The organism is Providencia sp. PROV272, assembly GCF_049901975.1.
GTDB classification, from domain to species: Bacteria; Pseudomonadota; Gammaproteobacteria; order Enterobacterales; family Enterobacteriaceae; genus Providencia; species Providencia stuartii.
In genome coordinates this window covers 1,927,376-1,946,656 of the sequence record NZ_CP096291.1, presented here as the reverse complement: position 1 = coordinate 1,946,656, position 19,281 = coordinate 1,927,376, and the positions used below count along the sequence as shown (strand labels likewise).

At 41.9% G+C, this 19,281-nt stretch carries 16 protein-coding genes; 5 read left to right on the top strand and 11 right to left on the bottom strand.

The window, feature by feature from the left end; genetic code table 11:
- Positions 1–102: 102 nt before the first annotated feature.
- From M1E93_RS08765 to ssuE, 5 genes are all read right to left on the bottom strand, one after another.
- Positions 103–1,032: a sulfonate ABC transporter substrate-binding protein gene (locus M1E93_RS08765; protein ID WP_426207283.1), complete on the bottom strand. Its 930-nt coding sequence runs from the start codon at positions 1,030–1,032 to the stop codon at positions 103–105.
- 106 nt (positions 1,033–1,138) lie between these two features.
- Positions 1,139–2,287, bottom strand: coding sequence for an FMNH2-dependent alkanesulfonate monooxygenase (gene ssuD / locus M1E93_RS08760; protein WP_104873542.1), 1,149 nt, complete (start codon positions 2,285–2,287; stop codon positions 1,139–1,141).
- Positions 2,288–2,311: 24 nt separating this feature from the next.
- A complete protein-coding gene (locus M1E93_RS08755) occupies positions 2,312–3,067 on the bottom strand; it encodes an ATP-binding cassette domain-containing protein (RefSeq protein WP_004920797.1) in 756 nt (251 codons plus the stop codon).
- A complete protein-coding gene (gene ssuC / locus M1E93_RS08750; protein WP_004920799.1) occupies positions 3,064–3,843 on the bottom strand; it encodes an aliphatic sulfonate ABC transporter permease SsuC in 780 nt (259 codons plus the stop codon). The genes M1E93_RS08755 and ssuC overlap by 4 nt, the downstream gene beginning before the upstream one ends.
- 2 nt (positions 3,844–3,845) lie before the next feature.
- Positions 3,846–4,436 (bottom strand): NADPH-dependent FMN reductase, encoded by a 591-nt coding sequence (ssuE, locus tag M1E93_RS08745; RefSeq protein WP_004920800.1) that lies wholly within the window; start codon positions 4,434–4,436, stop codon positions 3,846–3,848.
- A gap of 132 nt (positions 4,437–4,568) precedes the next feature.
- On the opposite strand from ssuE, the gene M1E93_RS08740 reads away from it, so the two are divergent.
- Positions 4,569–5,516, top strand: a complete 948-nt coding sequence (locus M1E93_RS08740) for an IS30 family transposase (protein ID WP_140035165.1) — start codon at positions 4,569–4,571, stop codon at positions 5,514–5,516.
- A 400-nt stretch (positions 5,517–5,916) separates the two neighbouring features.
- Positions 5,917–6,627 (top strand): SDR family oxidoreductase, encoded by a 711-nt coding sequence (locus tag M1E93_RS08735; protein ID WP_014656155.1) that lies wholly within the window; start codon positions 5,917–5,919, stop codon positions 6,625–6,627.
- Between the two features lie 63 nt (positions 6,628–6,690).
- Here M1E93_RS08735 and cobB read toward each other — a convergent pair whose 3' ends face one another.
- A complete protein-coding gene (gene cobB, locus M1E93_RS08730; RefSeq protein ID WP_080997986.1) occupies positions 6,691–7,527 on the bottom strand; it encodes a Sir2 family NAD+-dependent deacetylase in 837 nt (278 codons plus the stop codon).
- 305 nt (positions 7,528–7,832) lie between these two features.
- On the opposite strand from cobB, the gene M1E93_RS08725 reads away from it, so the two are divergent.
- Together M1E93_RS08725 and M1E93_RS08720 are read left to right on the top strand one after the other, a co-directional pair.
- Positions 7,833–8,330: a TIGR00645 family protein gene (locus tag M1E93_RS08725; protein WP_004920804.1), complete on the top strand. Its 498-nt coding sequence runs from the start codon at positions 7,833–7,835 to the stop codon at positions 8,328–8,330.
- 131 nt (positions 8,331–8,461) lie between these two features.
- Positions 8,462–9,019 carry a class IV adenylate cyclase gene (locus tag M1E93_RS08720; RefSeq protein ID WP_036940758.1) on the top strand — a complete coding sequence of 186 codons (558 nt, stop codon included), beginning with the start codon at positions 8,462–8,464 and terminating at the stop codon, positions 9,017–9,019.
- Positions 9,020–9,055: 36 nt separating this feature from the next.
- Here M1E93_RS08720 and lolE read toward each other — a convergent pair whose 3' ends face one another.
- The 3 genes from lolE to lolC are packed head-to-tail and all read right to left on the bottom strand — an operon-like array spanning position 9,056 to position 12,199.
- Positions 9,056–10,303: a lipoprotein-releasing ABC transporter permease subunit LolE gene (gene lolE, locus M1E93_RS08715; protein WP_014656158.1), complete on the bottom strand. Its 1,248-nt coding sequence runs from the start codon at positions 10,301–10,303 to the stop codon at positions 9,056–9,058.
- Positions 10,303–11,004 (bottom strand): lipoprotein-releasing ABC transporter ATP-binding protein LolD, encoded by a 702-nt coding sequence (gene lolD / locus M1E93_RS08710; protein ID WP_004920807.1) that lies wholly within the window; start codon positions 11,002–11,004, stop codon positions 10,303–10,305. Before lolD ends, lolE begins: the two co-directional genes overlap by 1 nt.
- On the bottom strand, positions 10,997–12,199 hold the full coding sequence (gene lolC / locus M1E93_RS08705) for a lipoprotein-releasing ABC transporter permease subunit LolC (protein ID WP_426207268.1): 1,203 nt from the start codon (positions 12,197–12,199) through the stop codon (positions 10,997–10,999). Before lolC ends, lolD begins: the two co-directional genes overlap by 8 nt.
- Positions 12,200–12,394: 195 nt before the next feature.
- Between lolC and mfd the strand changes: the two genes are divergently transcribed.
- Entirely contained in the window at positions 12,395–15,841 is a 3,447-nt protein-coding gene (gene mfd / locus M1E93_RS08700; RefSeq protein WP_004920809.1) for a transcription-repair coupling factor, read from the top strand.
- A gap of 71 nt (positions 15,842–15,912) precedes the next feature.
- On the opposite strand, the gene umoD is transcribed toward mfd, so the two are convergent.
- On the bottom strand, positions 15,913–16,521 hold the full coding sequence (gene umoD, locus M1E93_RS08695) for a UmoD family flagellar biogenesis regulator (protein ID WP_004920810.1): 609 nt from the start codon (positions 16,519–16,521) through the stop codon (positions 15,913–15,915).
- 811 nt (positions 16,522–17,332) lie between these two features.
- Positions 17,333–18,637 (bottom strand): NAD(P)/FAD-dependent oxidoreductase, encoded by a 1,305-nt coding sequence (locus tag M1E93_RS08690; RefSeq protein ID WP_004920811.1) that lies wholly within the window; start codon positions 18,635–18,637, stop codon positions 17,333–17,335.
- Positions 18,638–19,281 lie beyond the last annotated feature (644 nt).

Below are 19,281 nucleotides of genomic sequence, written 5' to 3'. Positions count from 1 at the left end.
AATAATACTGATAAGATAAATCGAGTACCACTTATTGATAAGTTTTGTCGCCTTATCAATATTTAATAAAATTTATCTTGTTATGGCTTATTGTTGATAAAGTTAGGTTTTATTTGCATTAGCTTCTACTTTCCATTGTGCCTTTTTGACATCAATAGCAACAGGTATTAAACGTATCTTCGCGAAGATATTCGCAATATTTTGTTGCTCTAAAAATGCACTATCACTCATACGAATAAAACCATAATTTGTGCGTTGTAACGCTTTTAACCATATTTTTTTATCGAGACCCGTTGATGCAGACAAAATTGCAGCCGTTGCTTGCGGGTTGGCATTTGCCCACTCACTTTGCTGGCTCAATTGCGTAATAATCGCTTCAGCGTATTGTGGTTGTTTTTCAGCAAACTGCCGACTAGCAAGGAAAAACGTATAGTGAGAAGCTAAATTTTCCCCATTCACAATTTCACGTACAGGCAAGCTTGTTTCAACTTCTGCTAAAAAAGGGGCCCAAATCGCCCATGCATCGACAGCACCTTGTTCAAAAGCCACTCTGGCATCTGATGGTGGTAAATAAACTGGCGTTATTTCGTTATATTTCAATCCGGCCCGCTGTAAGGCAGCAACTAGCAAATAGTTAACATCGGAGCCTTTATTTAAGGCAACCCGCTTGCCTTTTAAATCACTTACGGATTGAATGGGCGAGTTTTTAGGTACGACAATCGCTTCTGATTGAGGGTTACTGGGTGAATGGCCTAAATATACAAAATCTGCTTGAGCCGCCTGAGCAAATATTGGTGGTGCATCCCCTGTTGCCGCAAGGTCAATACTGCCAATATTTAAGCCTTCTAGCATTTGAGGGCCTGCTGGAAACTCAATCCAGCGAACATTCACATTATATTCTTTAAATACCGGCTCTAGCGTTCCTCGATATTTAAGCAATGCTAAAATATTCGCTTTCTGATACCCAATATTAATCACTTTCGTTTCTGAATAAGCAAAACTGGTAAAGGTATACATAACCCACAATACCATCAATAAAATAAACTTTTTCACCAAGGCTCTCCTAACACGCTAAATAGTGTTGCATTGCCAACAATAATTATTGGCAAGAATCGAATAAAATAGTGAGGCTATTACCCTACACTGCCTGCTTTGGTCGCATGTGGATACCGATCGTTTCACCAAGTGACCTAACGTGTTGCGGTGATAGCGCGGCCTCTTTATCCACTAACAGCGGCATCACTAATTCTGCAAATTGATGGGCTTCGTCTAAGTGTGGATACCCTGAAAAAATAAATTTGCTGATCCCAAGCGATTGGTACTCCCTGATACGTGCCACAACTTGCTGAGGATCGCCCACTAAAGCTGTACCAGCCCCAGAACGCACCAAGCCAATCCCCGCCCATAAATTAGGGGCAATGAAAAGGTTATCTTTTGAACCGCTGTGCAATGATTGCATGCGTTTTTGGCCGGCGGAGTCCATCCGAGAAAAGACCGATTGCGCCTTGGCAATTGTTTCATCATCAATGTGTGAAATAAGGCGGTTGGCGGCATCAATGGCCTCTTGCTCCGTCTCTCGCACAATCACATGCAACCGAATACCAAATTCCACATGATTCCCTTTAGCTTGAGCATGTCTTTTCACCGCATTAATTTTCTCACTAACCTCCGCAAGTGGCTCTCCCCATGTTAAATAGGTATCAATCTGTTCAGCGGCAATCTCCATTGCTTCTGGTGATGACCCGCCAAAATAGAGAGGAGGCCCGTATGGTTGTGCCGGAGGAAATAGCAAACTGGCATCTTCGACCTGTATATGTTCACCCTGATAATCAACCGCTTCCCCTCTCATAAGGCGTCTGTATATATCAAGGAACTCTTTAGTTACTTTATATCTGTCACTGTGATTTAAAAAAATACCATCGCCTCTGTTTTCAACAGGATCACCACCTGTCACCACATTGATTAACACACGACCATCAGAGAGCCTATCCAATGTTGATGTCATTCGAGCCGCCAATGTCGGTGACTGTAAGCCGGGTCTCACCGCGACTAAAAAGCGTAATTTTTGTGTGACTGAGAGTAAGGATGCCGCCGTTATCCACGGATCCTCACAACTTTTTCCTGTCGGGATCAGGACACCATGAAAACCAAGGCTATCGGCTGCAATCGCAATCTGCTGTAAATATTGGAGTGTGACTGCCCGACCACCTTTTTGAGTTCCTAAATAACGCCCTTCCCCTTGCGTTGGTAAAAACCAAAACAATTGCAGTTTTTGTTGTATCGTCATCTTGAGATTCCTTATTTTCAGTGATCAAGCAAACTTTCGCTCAGTCAACGCATTGAGTACTTGTGATTCCAAATCAATTAAAAAGGCATTGGTTAAGTTTCTGGGGTAGTTTTCGTTGATATTAATATCCAGATGCAGCATCCCTTCCTTTAGCATCAATACTCGCTCCGAGGTCCATACTGCTTCATGAATATCATGCGTGACCAAAACCACCGTAAATTGATACTGGTGCCATAATTTGATCAGCAGTTGTTGCATTTCCATACGTGTTAAGGCGTCCAATGCCCCAAAAGGCTCGTCGAGTAGTAACAAACGAGGCTGATGGATTAATGCTCTCGCTAAAGCGACTCGTTGTTTTTGTCCTCCTGAAAGTTCTTCTGGCCATTCACCCGCCTTGTCTGACAGACCCACGGAGGCTAGCACCTTAAGTGCCTCATTGTGCGACGTTCTGTTTAACCCGAGCGCCACATTTTCAATCACCGTTTTCCAAGGTAAGAGCCGAGGCTCCTGAAACATGATGCGAATATCCCCATGAAAATTGGATAAAGGCTGTTTTGCCACGGTGATCTCCCCTGATGTTGGCGAATCTAAATTAGCCAACAAACGTAATAAGGTACTTTTTCCGCAACCACTGTGCCCCACGATGGTCACGAATTGCCCAGCGGGGATAGCAAAATTGAGTGACCGTAAGACGTTATTTCCCCTAAAGCCTTTTATCACGCCCTCTAATTGAATTGGGATCCCCGTATTGGCTGCAAAACATTGTGTTTTCGTTATCATGCTGTGACCTCTTTTTTATGCCATTTGGGATGCCATTGAAGTAGAACCCTTTCGAGTAAATAAGTGAGTGTATCGGCTGTTTTTCCTAATAAGGCGTAAATAATTAAGGTGAAAACCACGATATCCGTTCTTAAAAACTCGCGAGCGTTCATCGCTAAGTAGCCGATCCCCGCATTAGCCGAAATCGTCTCTGCAACAATTAATGTCAGCCACATCAAGCCCAATGAAAAACGTACCCCTACAAATATTGCAGGTAGTGCTCCCGGAAAAATAACATGGCGAAATAGGCTATAACCGTGTAAACCATAGCTTTTTGCCATTTCAATTAATTTATGGTCGAGATGTTTAATACCATGCAACGTATTCAAATAAATTGGGAAAAAGGTTCCTAGTGCGACAAGAAATATTTTTGCCGATTCATCAATACCAAACCAAAGGATCACCAAGGGAATTAGTGCTAAATGGGGCACATTACGGATCATTTGAATGGAACTATCTAATAAGAGTTCACCTAATCGAGAAAGTCCTGTTATTAATCCCAATATTAATCCGATTGAGCTGCCAATAATAAATCCAATGCCCGCACGTAATGCACTAATTCCTAAGTTCTCCCAAAGTTCACCATTTTTTATAAGGTTCCACCCCGCACTAAAAACTTGTAGAGGCTCAGGTAATATTCGGCTCGAAAGCCAACCTGTACTGACTGAAAATTGCCAAACGATTAATAAACTCAGTGGCACTAACCAACTCAAAATAACAATACGTGAGTAGCCCATACTTAAAGCCTCATTTCATTGATTAATGGTAATTGAGTCTGATAGTTAATATGCTGAAAATAATTTTTATTTAACGTGTGATAAAAAGCCTGTAAATTACTATTTAGTCGCTCAATTATTTCTTGGGAAATAAGATATTGATGCGTATTTTCTGAATACTGAAAATGCTGGTCACTAGTATAGATGCCACTAATAATCTCTTCTGCTTTCAATGCGGTAAGTAATGGTTTAAAGGCATAATCTAATGCTAGCTGATGATGTTCACTCCCCCCTGTCATGATGGGTAATACTGTTTTATGTAATAAAGAGCGTTGAGGTAATAGGTCTATCACGGCTTTAAGTACGCCGCTGTATGAGGATTGGTAAACCGGCGACGCAATAATAATACCGTCAGCTTCTTTGACTTGTTGGATAAATTTTTGAATTTGTGCATGTTGATATTTACCCTGTAACAGCACACTCGCATCAAATTCATTCACACTTATCCGTTGAATTATCAAATTAAACTGACTCAGCCATTGTTGAGCATAATCAAGCAATGCTGATGAACGCGACTTTAGCGCGGGGCTACCTGAAATGATTAAGACATTCATATTTATCTCGCATTAAGAACTAACCGTCCGCGAATTCAGATAATAAGTGCAACGCTCGGTCATGTTAGATGGAAGGACGGTTAGCTACTGATAAGCTATCCTGCTCTTCCGACCAAAGATGAGCGAGTAAGTATGAAGTATCAGCAACTAACCGAAGGACAACGATACCAGATATCGATACTGCGTGAGGATAATTTATCCTGCCATGAGATAGGTATCCGTATCGGTGTAAGCAAGTCCACGGTCTCCCGTGAACTGAGGCGTAACACTTCAGATACTGGTTATAACCCACAACAGGCACACCAGAAGTGCTGTGATAGGCGGCTGTCATCTGCCAAAAGGACAATTCCTCAGCAGACCATAGATTTCGTGATATTTGCTCTGGAGTGGAAGTGGAGTCCTGAGCAAATAAGTGCAATTGGCAGCATTATTGGTCTTAGCGTCAGCCATGAATGGATTTACCAGTATATCTATGCGGATAAGCGTAGCGGTGGCGAGTTGTACAGGCATCTTAGGCAGGGCAAACGGCGATATCGTAAGGGCTACGGGCAGAAACGAGGGCGCATCCCTGATGCGGTATCCATTGAGCTACGGCCGTCAGTCGTCGATGACCGTAGCCGTCTGGGGGACTGGGAGGCCGATTTGGTGCAGGGTAAACAGGGCACTGGTGCTATCGTGACACTGGCAGAACGCAAAAGCCGTATTTACCTGACAAAAAAGGTGTTTTCAAAGGATGCGGTGGAAGTCAGTAAGGCCATTATCTCACTGCTGAGTGAGTATCAGGATGTATGTCACACAATAACGTTCGATAACGGTCTAGAGTTTAGTGAGCACAAGGCGATAGCAGAAGCACTGAACGCAGATACGTACTTTGCCCATCCGTATGCCTCGCATGAGCGTGGGCTGAACGAGAATACGAATGGGTTGTTAAGACAGTTTATCCCGAAAGGAACAGACCTGCGGACAGTGACAGAAGAAGACTTACAACGCTATCAGGGAGCGTTGAACAGCAGGCCACGCAAGTGTCTGGGGTTCAGACAACCTTCGGTGGTGTTTGCGGAGCTAAGAAAGGCGGCTTAGCGTTGCACTTCGGACTTGAATCCGCCGTCCTTAATCTTTATCGAGTTACTCTGATAAACAGAAATAATTATTTGTTCTTAGTCAGAACATATTTATCATAAGCATATTTATTTATATCTAATAACAAATAATAAATTCCATAAAATAAATCGCCTAACCCTATTTTTGATAGCAGCATTCAACAAAATAAAACTATTTTTATACTTATTATTATCCAGTTATCAAGGGATTATTATTTTTTAGTCAACTGTTTAACTTTGCCTATTATTTATTTTAGCCATCGCTGAATTAAAGCTTATACTTCCCAATAGCATTATTTTTATTCCTCTATTATTATCTATGCAAAGCAAACCATCGCGACGGTATCTATTTCATTCAGCTTAAAATAAAGAGAATATCGATGACAAAAAAATTTTTAGTTTATGGTGTCAGTAAAGGGTTGGGAAAAGCATTAATTGAAGGTATTCCTACCGCACAAGATACTATTTATGGCGTTTCTCGCTCTATGCCTTCTTTCTCCAATAACAATTTTCATTGGATCCAAGCTGATTTATCGGAAACGAATTCTGTACAAACCGTAAAGAGCACCCTGCAAGATAGCCCGATTGACTGCCTAATTTATAATGTCGGCATTTGGGAAAAATATGCGTTCACCGACGATTATCGATTTGAATCAACGGATGATGTTGAACTGCTCACGATGATCCAAACCAATATCAGTGCCTGTATCTTGCACCTCAAGGCAATGTTGCCTAATTTACGACTTGGCCAAAATAGCAAAATCATCTTAATTGGCTCAACGTGGGGATTAGATAACCATAACGGTCATGAAGTGGCTTTTTCTGCCTCAAAGTATGCACTACGCGGTATTGTTCACTCGCTAAGGGAGACATTACGCCAAGATAAAATAGCTATTTCTGTGATTAATCTCGGTTATTTAGCAACGGAATACCCTCTATCAGTGCCTGTCGATGACGTTATTTCACGCACTGAAGGTGCATTAATCCCCTTGCAAGACGTCCTTAATGCCGTCAAGTTTATTTTAAGTACGAGTAACGCAACTTGTGTAAAAGAGATTACGATGCCTGCTATGTTAGATGAAAACGTCTAACATCACGCCATGCAAGAAAGTGATATGATGAAGGGGTTTTACCCCCCTTCATTAAATCGCGTGTTAAATCTTGCTTTCACTCGCCATCGTCAGTTCGGCAATAAGATGCTTCACATAATCAACCACGACCTCACTAGCCAAACCATAATGTTTTTCTTCAAATTCACTCTCAACCTGACTTGGCTCTAAATTTAGCTCGACAGTATGTGCACCATTTAGCCTTGCCTCATGCACAAAACCTGCCGCAGGATAGACGTGACCAGACGTGCCAATTGCGATAAAGAGTGTCGCATTCTCAATAGCCTGATAAATTTCATCCATACCTAATGGCATCTCACCAAACCAAACTATATGCGGCCTTAGCGGTTGAGGAAATTGGCAACAATGGCAGCGTTCATCTGTGGATAAATCCTCTTTCCACTCTAATACCTGATTTGACCAACTACACCGGACTTTTAATAACTCACCGTGCATATGAATAATACGCTTACTACCCGCACGCTCATGTAAATTGTCGATATTTTGAGTCACTAGCAGAAAATTATCCCCTAACAAATCTTCTAATTGCGCTAAAGCATAATGTGCAGGGTTTGGTTTAATATTCTCTTGTTGGAGTTGGCGGCGGCGTTCATTATAAAAACGCTGCACTAATTGTGGGTCACGAGCAAACCCTTCCGGTGTTGCCACATCTTCAACGCGGTGTTCTTCCCATAAACCATCCGAAGAACGAAAAGTTTGAATGCCTGATTCAGCAGAAATACCCGCCCCAGTTAGTACGACGACTTTCACATTTTTCATATTGGTTATTCTATTTTCACTGTAAAAAAAACGATCGCGAGCTCGTTGACGACGTAACATTTTAATTTTTTTAAGTTTCTTTAGCCTATGACGAAATCGCAACATCAATAAATACCTTTTTCTTCCATGTTGTTATCGCTGCGAGTTTTATACCTTACTCGCAATGATCATAATCGTTACCCAAACCTAATTCGAATGTCAGTATAACGCAACAAATAACAAAAGGAATTGTGAGGCTAAATGTTTATCTATCACTTATCTTAAACGCCACTAAACCATAATAATACGTTTTTCTCAGTGATTATATCTTCATAACCAAACTAAATATCGCAGTCTGAATTTAGACTCGCTAAAATAGACGAGTTTACTTTTAACACGATTAATTCATCACACAGTAAAAGGTTTATATGGAAAAATTGTTTGAAAAGACGCTGTATGCATCACGTTGGTTACTTGCCCCTATCTACTTTGGCCTATCACTGACTCTATTTGCATTAACGATTAAGTTCTTTCAAGAACTATGGCATGTGATCCCCAATATTTTCTCAATCCCTGAGGCAGATTTAATTCTGATACTATTATCATTAATTGATATGGCGTTAGTCGGTGGTTTACTCGTAATGGTGATGTTTTCAGGCTATGAGAACTTTGTTTCCCAGCTCAATATCCCTGAGAATAGCGAAAAATTGGGTTGGTTAGGTAAGATGGATGCAACCTCATTAAAAAATAAAGTAGCAGCTTCTATCGTAGCCATTTCATCAATCCATTTGTTAAAAGTTTTTATGAACTCACAGAATATCCCTGATAACAAATTAATGTGGTATGTCATTATCCATTTAACATTTGTTTTATCCGCATTTGTGATGGGTTACCTTGATCAATCTATTATGAAAAAAAGCAAATAGCACATCTAAATCGGAGGGAAAGACTATTTTTCCCTCTTTTTATAAGTTGTACTCTTTCGCATTTAAATACCTGCATTGTTCCACAGCTTAGAAGAAAATACCTTGCCCCATAAATAAAACTAGGAATTACCATGAGTGAACATTTTGTTGGTCAATATGAAGCCGAAATTAAATTTAGATTGCCTGACCCAAACCGTTTTTTACAACGGATCATGGCTGATGGCGCTGAAGTCTTTACGGAAAATAATACGGAAAAAGATGACTTTTTTGATATGCCTGATGGTCAGCTTGCGCAGCAAGGAATAAGTCTGTCAGTCCGTGAAATGTTCCCTTCAGGCATTAAATTATGGATAGTCAAAGGCCCTGGCAGTTCAGAATGTAAAGCGATTAATATTGAAGATTGTGCTCACGTCAAAAATATGCTGACAACACTTGGCTATCAATGCTATTTCGCCACCAGCAAACAACGTAGCATCTATTTTCTTGGCGATGTACATATCACTATTGATTATTTAGAGGGTATTGGCTGGTTTGCTGAATTTGCCATAATGACAGACACGCTTTCACTGCTCCCTCAGCTCACACAGCAGTTGATGTCTCTCGCTCAGCAATATGATTTCAATGACACATTGATAGAAACGCGCAGTTATAAGCAGATACAACTTGCGCGTCGCAATGGGGAGCAATAAAACAAGCTGGGTAACGATAGGCTACCCAGTTAGTTATCATTGACCACTCAGGATACGAGCTGGGTCAAGTTTACTTGCTCGGCGTGCAGGATACCAACTTGCCAACAAACTTAATACCACCGTTGTCAGCAACACATACACCACATCTAATAGGTGCAATTGAGAAGGAAGGAAGTCGATAAAATAGACATCGCCAGACAAGATAGGATGCCCGATAACATACTCAAGTCCTTTGATTATGGTGGTTAAATTTAATGAAACAACCACGCCAAGTATTGCCCCTATTAAGGAGCCAACGAGTCCACTTAGCAAACCATACCACAAAAAAATCGCCCGAATTTGCCTGTCTTTAGCACCAAGTGTCCGCAATACAGCAATATCACTACTCTTATCTTTGACCGCCATGACCAACGTAGACACGATATTAAAACAAGCAACCCCTATCACGAGGATCATAGCCAAGTACATGATACTACGTACCATCTGAATATCGTTATACATATAGCCGTAGTCGCCAATCCAACTTTTCACAACCACATGATGCATGGTTTTCAGGCCCGCATCATAAACAACTTTATCCGCATTAAATGGATTATCGGCTTTTATTTCAAACCCTGTAATGCCATCACCATAGCCTAAATACGCTTGCGCATCGGCAATAGGGATCAGCGCTAATTGGTGATCTAATAGCCCACTTAAACGAAAAACACCTGAAACTTGAACACGGATCCGTTTAGGTTGTTGGATTTTTAAACTCGCATCTGTATTGGGGATCATGATGGTTACCCAATCCCCAACTTTAACATTCAGTGAGTCAGCAACACCTTGCCCTAAAATAATCGATTGTTTCCCTGCTTTAAAATCTTTCCACGCATCATCGAGTACAAATTTAGGCAATGCACTGACTTCTGACTCGGTTTTCGGCGAAACCCCCATAACCTGTATTGCTTTGAGATTAGCTCCGCGCTCCAGCAAGCCAGTAAACCCAACATACGGACTCACTGCTTTAACCCCGGGAGTATTGCGGATCACATTCTCAGCATATTGCCAATCTTGATATGGGGCTTTCACCGCATAGATTTGCCCATGTGGCACCACCGATAAAACGCGATTTTCAAGTTCGCGCTCAAACCCATTCATGGCGCTCAAACCTATAATCAAGACGGCCACACCTAAAACAATACCAAGTGTTGAAACGATAGAAACCAGTGATACCATCCCTGTACGGCGGCGGCCACGGCTAAACCGTAACGCTGTAAGTAAAGTCAGCGGTAATCCAGACATTACACTGCCCCCAGTGTGATATCTTGTTGAAGGTGCCCGTCACGCATCTCAAGTTGGCGCGATAAACGATGCGCTAGCTTCATATCATGAGTCACCACCAAGAATGCGGTGCCTTGGGTTTTATTTAACTCACCGAGTAACTCAAAAATCGCATCTGCATTACGTAAATCAAGGTTCCCTGTTGGCTCATCCGCAAGTACCAATGCAGGCTGATTAACTAATGCTCGAGCAATCGCCACACGCTGCCGCTCACCACCAGAAAGCTCGGATGGCCTATGCCCTGAACGGTGGGCTAAGCCAACCGCATCCAGCATTTTAGTCGCTCTATCAAAGGCTTCTGATTTATTCATACCACCAATCAGTAATGGCATAGCCACATTTTCTAATGCCGTGAAATCAGGTAATAAGTGGTGAAACTGATAAATAAACCCCAAATCTTTGTTACGGATGGCGGCACGCTGATCCGATGAGAGGCGGTTAATATGTTGCCCCCGAAAAATCACCTCGCCTTCAGACGGGGTGTCAAGGCCACCTAATAGGTGCAGTAAGGTACTTTTCCCGGAGCCTGAACTACCAACAATTGCCATCATTTCGCTTTCATTAATCGAAAAACAGACATCTTTTAATACTTGCGTCGACAATGCGCCTTCCTGATAGACCTTGCTTAAATGTTCACAGATAAGAAGTGGTTGTTTATTCATAACGTAACGCCTCAGCAGGTTGCACAGCCGCCGCACGCCAAGAAGGATAAAGCGTCGCAAGCAGCGAAATGAGCATTGCGCATACCGCAATAATTAAAATACCATAAAAATCAAGCACAATGGGTAAGTGAACCCCTTTTGGCAACATGCCAAATAGCGGCATCAAGAAATTCAATTGGCTGGAAATTAACATACCAAGCAGTGAGCCTATTAATGCGCCAATGATCCCCGCACCTGCCCCTTGGATCATAAAAATCGCCAAAATGCGCCCACGCTTTAAACCTAACGTTTTTAAAATGGCCACCTCAGCTTGCTTTTCCATAACTAATAAAGAGAGTGAAGTAATAATATTGAAAGCAGCGACAGCAATGATGAGGCTGAGCAACAGACCCATCATATTTTTTTCCATTTTGACCGCTTGAAAAAACTCACCTTTGCGTTCACGCCAATCGGTCCAAATCAGTCCGTCAGGTAAATTTTGTTGGCTCAACGTATCGACCTTTAACGGTTCATTCAGAAATAACCGCCAGCCTGTAATATGCCCTGCGGGATAGCGCATCATCCTAGCAGCATCATTTTGCGCAACAATCAGTTCGCTGGCATCGGCCTCACCATTGGTTTGGAACACCCCTGCCACCGTGAATAAACGTTGGCTCGGAATACGCCCCATTGGCGTAAGCTGACTGACTCCAGGGATAATCAAACGAACTTCATCGCCACGCTTTAAACCTAAATTTTCCGCCAGCTTATTCCCCAAGAAGACACGATATTGCCCCTCGACTAATTCTGAGCGCTGCCCGTCAATCAAGTTATCTAATAGTGGTGATCGTTCGTCAGAAGTGATGCCAAGCATCATGCCTACCCCGACATTCGAGCGGCTTTGCAAAACAACATCCGACTGCACAAGCGGTGCAATATGAGAAACACCTTGCAGGCCCTGTAGATCTGCAATGGGGTACTTTTGTGGGTCAATATGCCCCGTTGCCGACGTTAAAACGGCCTGCGGCATATAAGAGAGTATGCTATCTTGTAACGATCGTTCGAATCCATTCATGACGGAGGTCACGGTGATCAATGCCGCAACCCCTAGCGTGATACCAATGGCTGATAAACTGGATACAAAACGGCCGAATTTGTCGACAGCTCGTCCGCGCATGTAACGCAGACCTATAAATATTGAGACAGATTGAGACATGAAATCTGTAACGCCCCTGTTGCCAAAGCGAAGTGTTCAGCGATAATAAAGGGTACGAATGATGAATGGAACCACCCGGCCCCGGTTTTGTGGATTTTTTTCTTATTGGCACGGCCTGTTTGTCTTACTTTCAGACAATTGTACGGGGTAAAACAGGTCGTTTAGCCATTATGCTTTGAGAAACCGAATATTTTTATGTCTTCAAAATTTCGTTATGAACTTCCTACACGCGGTGGTGATGTCCGTCATCTTGGATGCTTGATTGGGGCCGCGGGTGCACTTGAATGCGCAGAGATGATAGAGCGTCATCAAGGGCCTGTGGTCATTATCACAAGAGACATGCAAAACACCTTACGTCTCCGCGATGAAATTCAACAGTTTACGCAACTGCCAATTGAAACATTGTCCGACTGGGAAACCTTGCCTTACGATAACTTTTCACCACATCAAGAAATTATCTCACACCGTTTATCAACACTGTATCGCTTACCTACTATGCAAAAAGGGGTTTTGATCCTTCCGGTCAACACCTTAATGCAGAAGGTTTGCCCATCTGAATTTCTGGCTAGCCATGCACTTGTGATGGCTAAAGGTGACAAACTTTCGCGCGATAACTTGCGCGACGAGCTAGATAAGGCAGGCTATCGCCATGTTGAACAAGTTTTGGAACACGGGGAATACGCTACACGTGGCGCATTATTAGACCTGTACCCAATGGGGAGCGCACTCCCTTACCGAATTGATTTCTTTGATGACGAAATTGATAGTCTGCGTACCTTTGATGTCGATAGCCAAAGAACGCTTGAAGAAGTTGAGAGCATCAACCTGTTGCCTGCACACGAGTTTCCAACAGACAAAGATGCCATCGAACGCTTCCGTAGCCAGTGGCGTGAACGATTCGAAGTCAGGCGTGACCCTGAACATATCTATCAACAAGTCAGCAAAAAAACACTTCCCACAGGGATTGAATACTGGCAACCGCTCTTTTTTAGTCAACCTTTGCCATCGCTATTTGACTATCTACCAACAAATACGCTGTTTATCTCACAGCACTACCAAGAAGCTGCCGAACGTTTCCAAAGTGATACCCAACAACGTTTCGAAAGCCGCGGTGTTGACCCGATGCGCCCCTTGTTGCCACCGACAGATTTATGGCTGACCGTCGAGCAACTCAATCAGGCATTAAAAAAATGGCCGCGAGTACAGCTGTCTGTTGAAAAATTAGCCGATAAGGCAGCTAACACTAATTTAGATTACCTACCGTTGCCAGATATCGGTACACAAGGGCAAAGTAAACAGCCGCTTGAAAAATTGCGTCAATTTGTTGAACATTTTGATGGCACCGTCATTTTCTCTGTTGAAAGTGAAGGCCGGCGCGAGACAGTCACTGAATTATTGGGAAGGATCAAAATTCGCCCTGAGACTATTAGTCACTACTCCAGCCCAGTAAGCAACCGTTTTGCCATCATGATCGGGGCTGCTGAACACGGTTTTATTCAATCAGTACAACACCGTGCGTTGATATGTGAAAGTGATTTATTAGGGGAACGTGTTGTTCGTCGCCGCACAGATAACCGCCGAACTATCAATACTGATACGCTGATCCGTAACTTAGCCGAACTACGTCCTGGGCAGCCAGTTGTTCATATTGAGCACGGAGTGGGTCGTTACCAAGGATTAACAACACTTGAAGCAGGTGGAATTAAAGCGGAATATTTGATTTTGACCTATGCGGGTAACGACAAGCTATATGTTCCTGTCTCATCCTTGCATCTTATCAGCCGTTACTCCGGTGGTGCAGATGAAAATGCCCCGTTACACCGCCTTGGTAGCGATAGTTGGGGGAAAGCGCGGCATAAAGCCGCAGAAAAAGTCCGTGATGTCGCGGCTGAACTACTTGATATCTATGCTCAGCGAGCCGCCAAACCCGGCTTTGCCTTTAAACATGACAAAGAGCAGTACCAAGAGTTTTGTCAAGGCTTCCCTTTTGAAACGACCCCCGATCAAGAGCAGGCAATTAATGCCGTGCTTAGCGATATGTGTCAACCTATCGCAATGGATCGCCTTGTGTGCGGTGATGTCGGTTTCGGTAAAACCGAAGTCGCTATGAGAGCAGCTTTCTTAGCCATCAATAATAATAAACAGGTTGCGGTGCTTGTGCCTACCACTTTGCTGGCTCAACAACATTTCGATAATTTCCGTGACCGTTTCGCAAATTGGCCGGTAAGAATTGAAATGCTCTCTCGTTTCAAAACCGCCAAAGAGCAGCAACAGATACTCGAAGAAACCGCTCAAGGGAAAGTCGATATTTTGATTGGTACCCACAAGTTACTGCAAAGTGACTTAGTGTGGCATGACTTAGGGTTGCTCGTGGTCGATGAAGAGCACCGTTTTGGTGTTCGTCATAAAGAGCGTATTAAGGCTATGCGTGCGGATGTGGATATTTTAACGCTCACCGCAACCCCTATCCCTCGTACACTCAATATGGCCATGAGTGGCATGCGGGATCTGTCGATTATCGCAACGCCTCCTGCTCGCCGTTTAGCCGTGAAAACCTTTGTACGCCAATATGATGACCTTGTGGTTCGTGAAGCCATTTTGCGTGAAACATTACGTGGAGGCCAAGTGTATTATCTCTACAACGATGTTGAAAATATTGAAAAAGCCAAAAAACGTCTGGAAGAATTAGTACCAGAAGCGCGCTTTGTGGTCGGTCATGGGCAAATGCGTGAGCGCGAACTGGAGCGTGTGATGACCGATTTCCACCATCAACGCTTCAATGTCCTGATTTGTACGACCATCATTGAAACGGGTATCGATATTCCAACAGCGAATACCATCATTATTGAACGTGCAGACCATTTTGGCTTAGCGCAGCTACACCAGCTACGAGGTCGTGTAGGCCGCTCTCATCATCAAGCCTATGCCTATTTATTAACGCCACATCCAAAAGCGATGACTGCTGACGCACATAAACGTTTAGAAGCTATCTCTTCCCTTGAAGATCTTGGTGCGGGATTTGCCCTTGCCACTCATGATTTGGAAATTCGGGGTGCGGGTGAATTGCTCGGTGAAGATCAAAGCGGGCAGATGACGACGATCGGGTTTACGCTGTATATGGAGTTACTGGAAAGCGCGGTAGAGGCATTAAAAGATGGGCGTGAGCCTTCATTAGAGGACTTAGTTAATCAGCAAACAGAAGTTGAACTGCGCATGCCCGTGCTGCTTCCCGATGATTACATTCATGATGTTAATATTCGTTTATCGTTCTATAAGCGTATCGCCAGTGCTCATAATGAAGATGAGTTAAATGATCTTCGTACTGAGCTGGTTGACCGTTTTGGCACATTACCCGATGCTGGACGTTTCTTACTTGCCAGCGCGGCTATCAGGCTAGAAGCGGAAAAATTAGGTATCAAGCGAATTGAAGCTCATGAGCAAGGTGGATTTATTGAATTTGGTGAAAAACATAAAGTCTCGCCAAACTTCTTAATCAGTCTATTACAAAATCAACCGAAAACCTTCCGCCTCGATGGTCCTGTAAGGTTGAAATTTGTGCATGACCTCAGCGAGCGCGTGACACGCATTGAGTTTATCAAACAGTTGTTGCGTGACTGTGCGGATAACTTACTAGAAGCATAATCTATGATGCGTTAGAACAAATGAAAAGCCCCAGCCACATAATAATGTTACTGGGGCTTTTCCGCTCATTTTTATTCAAAATAAGCGTAGGTGTTTTTTCCCGCATAAATCTCTACGGCATTATTCATATTCAGCGAGTTTCGGCTAGCTTCATCAAGTTTGACGCAATAAAACGGCACTAATGCATCAGTCTGGTTACGTGCCGCTTTACAAAGTTGACTACTAGAGGTACTTAAATCTAATCGCCCATTTTCATCAAGGGGGATAAATAGTCCTGGATCATAAACGGTGCGTACTTTGCCTAGGGTGTTACCAATACGGTATACCACATCATAACCCACAATAATTTGTTCTACTTTTTCTGTTACTATGCATTTACGATTGTCACGTTCAAGTAGTGATGATAAGGAGTCCTTTTGGAGTGCCTCAATCATAAATACCATCTTACATTCACTTTGAGCTGGGTGATAGCGCGATAGATATTCCTGATTAAATCCATCAAATATCCCCATAACTGAACAATTCTCCTGTTCAATCAGCCGATGCGATTTTATTGGCTCTATCGAAATTACCGTCGCCAACCGACTTTCATCCTTGGAGAAACGCAGCGAAGTTATTGATACAATAATAATAAGGCAAATAACTATTGCTGCTAATAACACCTTATATGTTAGCTTCATAGGCTGCCCTTATTAATGACAATGTTAGTGAATAGTCCCATTGTAACTTTTCGCTTTAATAATTCGATAGTTACTGGCAAAACAATCAAAAGATTTAGAGTTTTCTTAATCAAGAACAAGTCAATAAAAATTTAACTTACTCCTGTTGGTTGTTAAGTCAATAAATTAAATTTTAATCTATTTTCACATATTGATTACGATCAATTTTTGGTAATTATAATTATAAAAAAGTCTTTTTTACACTTATTTTAAGTAATAACACGAAGATATCTTTTTATTAATTTCTATCAATTTCCCCCTTTATTTTTTTATTTCTCATTCAATGAATGCAAACGACCTTTTTAATTTTCATCAGAGAACACGACTAGCATTTTTTATATTACCTTTTCTTGCCTACAGCTTTAACATGATTTCACCCCATTTCTATTTACCTAGCGGCAACGCCCATTGAGAGCGGTTTTAGGTGACACTATGAGGTTGATACTCGCATGACTCAACGGATACTTTTATAATTTTATATAAAACAAAAATTCCACATAATAGAAGGTAGCAACTGCCAATAATAAGTATATTAGCTTATAAGCTAATCCAGAATTTAATTAAAATGGCATATTTAAATTAATGCCGCTTCATATCAGGCATCTTTATAGTGTACCTCCTATAATGTATTTAATCGTTGGGGTCGCTCAAAATAGTTTATTCATAAATAATCAATCAATTGATTAAAGTTTATATTTAAAAATACTTATAAAAAAATCCCCGTTTAATGAAAAACGAGGATTTTTCCTATTTATTGCGACTGACTAAAACGTTAGTGAAGTTTTAATTTCGGACGAATAATGCGGTTAATACTTCCGACTAACATCATTAACCCTGTTTTCACATAGCCATGAAGCGCAATTTGGTGCATTCGATACAATGAGATATACACAAAACGTGCAATACGCCCTTCCACCATCATATCCCCACGCATCAAGTTACCCATTAAGCTACCCACGGTACTAAAACGCGATAAAGAGACTAAAGAGCCATGGTCTTTATAGATATAATCTTTTAGTGGCTTATCTTTTATCATCGCCAAAATATTATCATAACAGCGGCTCGCCATTTGGTGTGCAGATTGCGCTCTAGGTGGCACAAAACCACCGTCAGGCTTAGCGCATGAGGCACAGTCACCAATCGCAAAAATGGTATCATCGCGGGTTGTCTGTAATGTCGACTTAACGACCAACTGATTGATACGATTCGTTTCTAACCCCGCAATCTCTTTCATAAAATCAGGTGCCTTGATACCGGCTGCCCATACCATTAAGTCAGCACGAATTTTCTCACCCTCTTTTGTATTCAAGCCATCGTCATCAGCGCTGGTCACCATCGTTTTAGTTAGCACTTTTACGCCTAACTTATTTAACTCTTGATGTGCTGCCGCAGAAATACGTGGTGGTAATGCAGGCAGAATACGTTCACCGGCTTCGACTAATGTCACATTTAACGCGTCAGTATCTAATCCTTTAAATCCATAACTGGTTAGCTGCTCTACCGCGTTATACAACTCAGCCGACAACTCAACACCTGTAGCTCCAGCTCCAACAATCGCAATATTCACTTTCTCTTCTGCATTGTCGCGAACAGAATAACGTAAAAATAGATTAAGCATTTCATCGTGGAATCGATGGGCTTGTTGCGGATTATCTAAGAAAATACAATGCTCTTTAACACCCGGCGTACCAAAATCATTTGAAGTACTACCTAGTGCCATGACTAAAATGTCATAATCAATTTCACGCTCAGGAACCAATAACTCCGCGTTTTTATCCCGTAATTCACCCAAAATGATCTTTTTATTGTCACGATCGATTTGTGTCAAAGAGCCTAATTGGAAGTTAAATGCGTTGTGACGAGCATGGGCAAGATAGCTCAAGGCATCCACACCATCATCTAAAGAGCCTGTTGCTACTTCATGTAACAGAGGTTTCCATAAATGACTTGGATTACGATCCACTAAAGTGATTTCTGCACGTTTTTTACGCCCTAATTTACGACCTAGTCGTGTTGCTAGCTCTAAGCCACCAGCACCACCACCGACAATCACAATTTTTGGTTGAGAAAAGGCCATATTTCCCTCATTGCAAAATAAATTAATGTTATTTAAGTCTTATTCGAAATAAAAAAACTTAAATAACATTAATCACCACTTATAAGACCAAAAGTTTGTTGAGGATAACACGCTTGGTCATTTGGTCATACCAAATATTGATGTATATCAAATTAATTGATTAATATGAAAGCGATCACAAAAAAGTGTGATTCATTAGCAAAATGAAACGAGTCAGCTTGCATAGATTGATATTAATCAATATTTGAGCCAATTTCCAATCTATTTGATAATGAGAATCAGTTATTATTGGTAGTCAATATATGTGGACTTAAGGGGGCCATGACAGCTTATTGTTCACTAAGGGCTTACAAAAAAAGCGGGATAGTGTAAATTTTGTAGAGAAAACAACCCATATTAGAGATCATCATTTGCCTATTTTTGGCTAGTTTCTCTGATAAATCTCTCGGTTTTTATCATTTCGGCGGTAAACGGCATCGTTCTTGTTGAAAGGCATAATTAATGAAATTTATTTTATATCAAATCATTACTAGCATTATATCGAGCATTATTTGTATCTATCATCTTGTTACACTCTATCTTGTCTTTTCCTCTTTGCCTTTTGAGCTGTCCAGTGGTTATTTTTTAATAACTAAAATAACGAT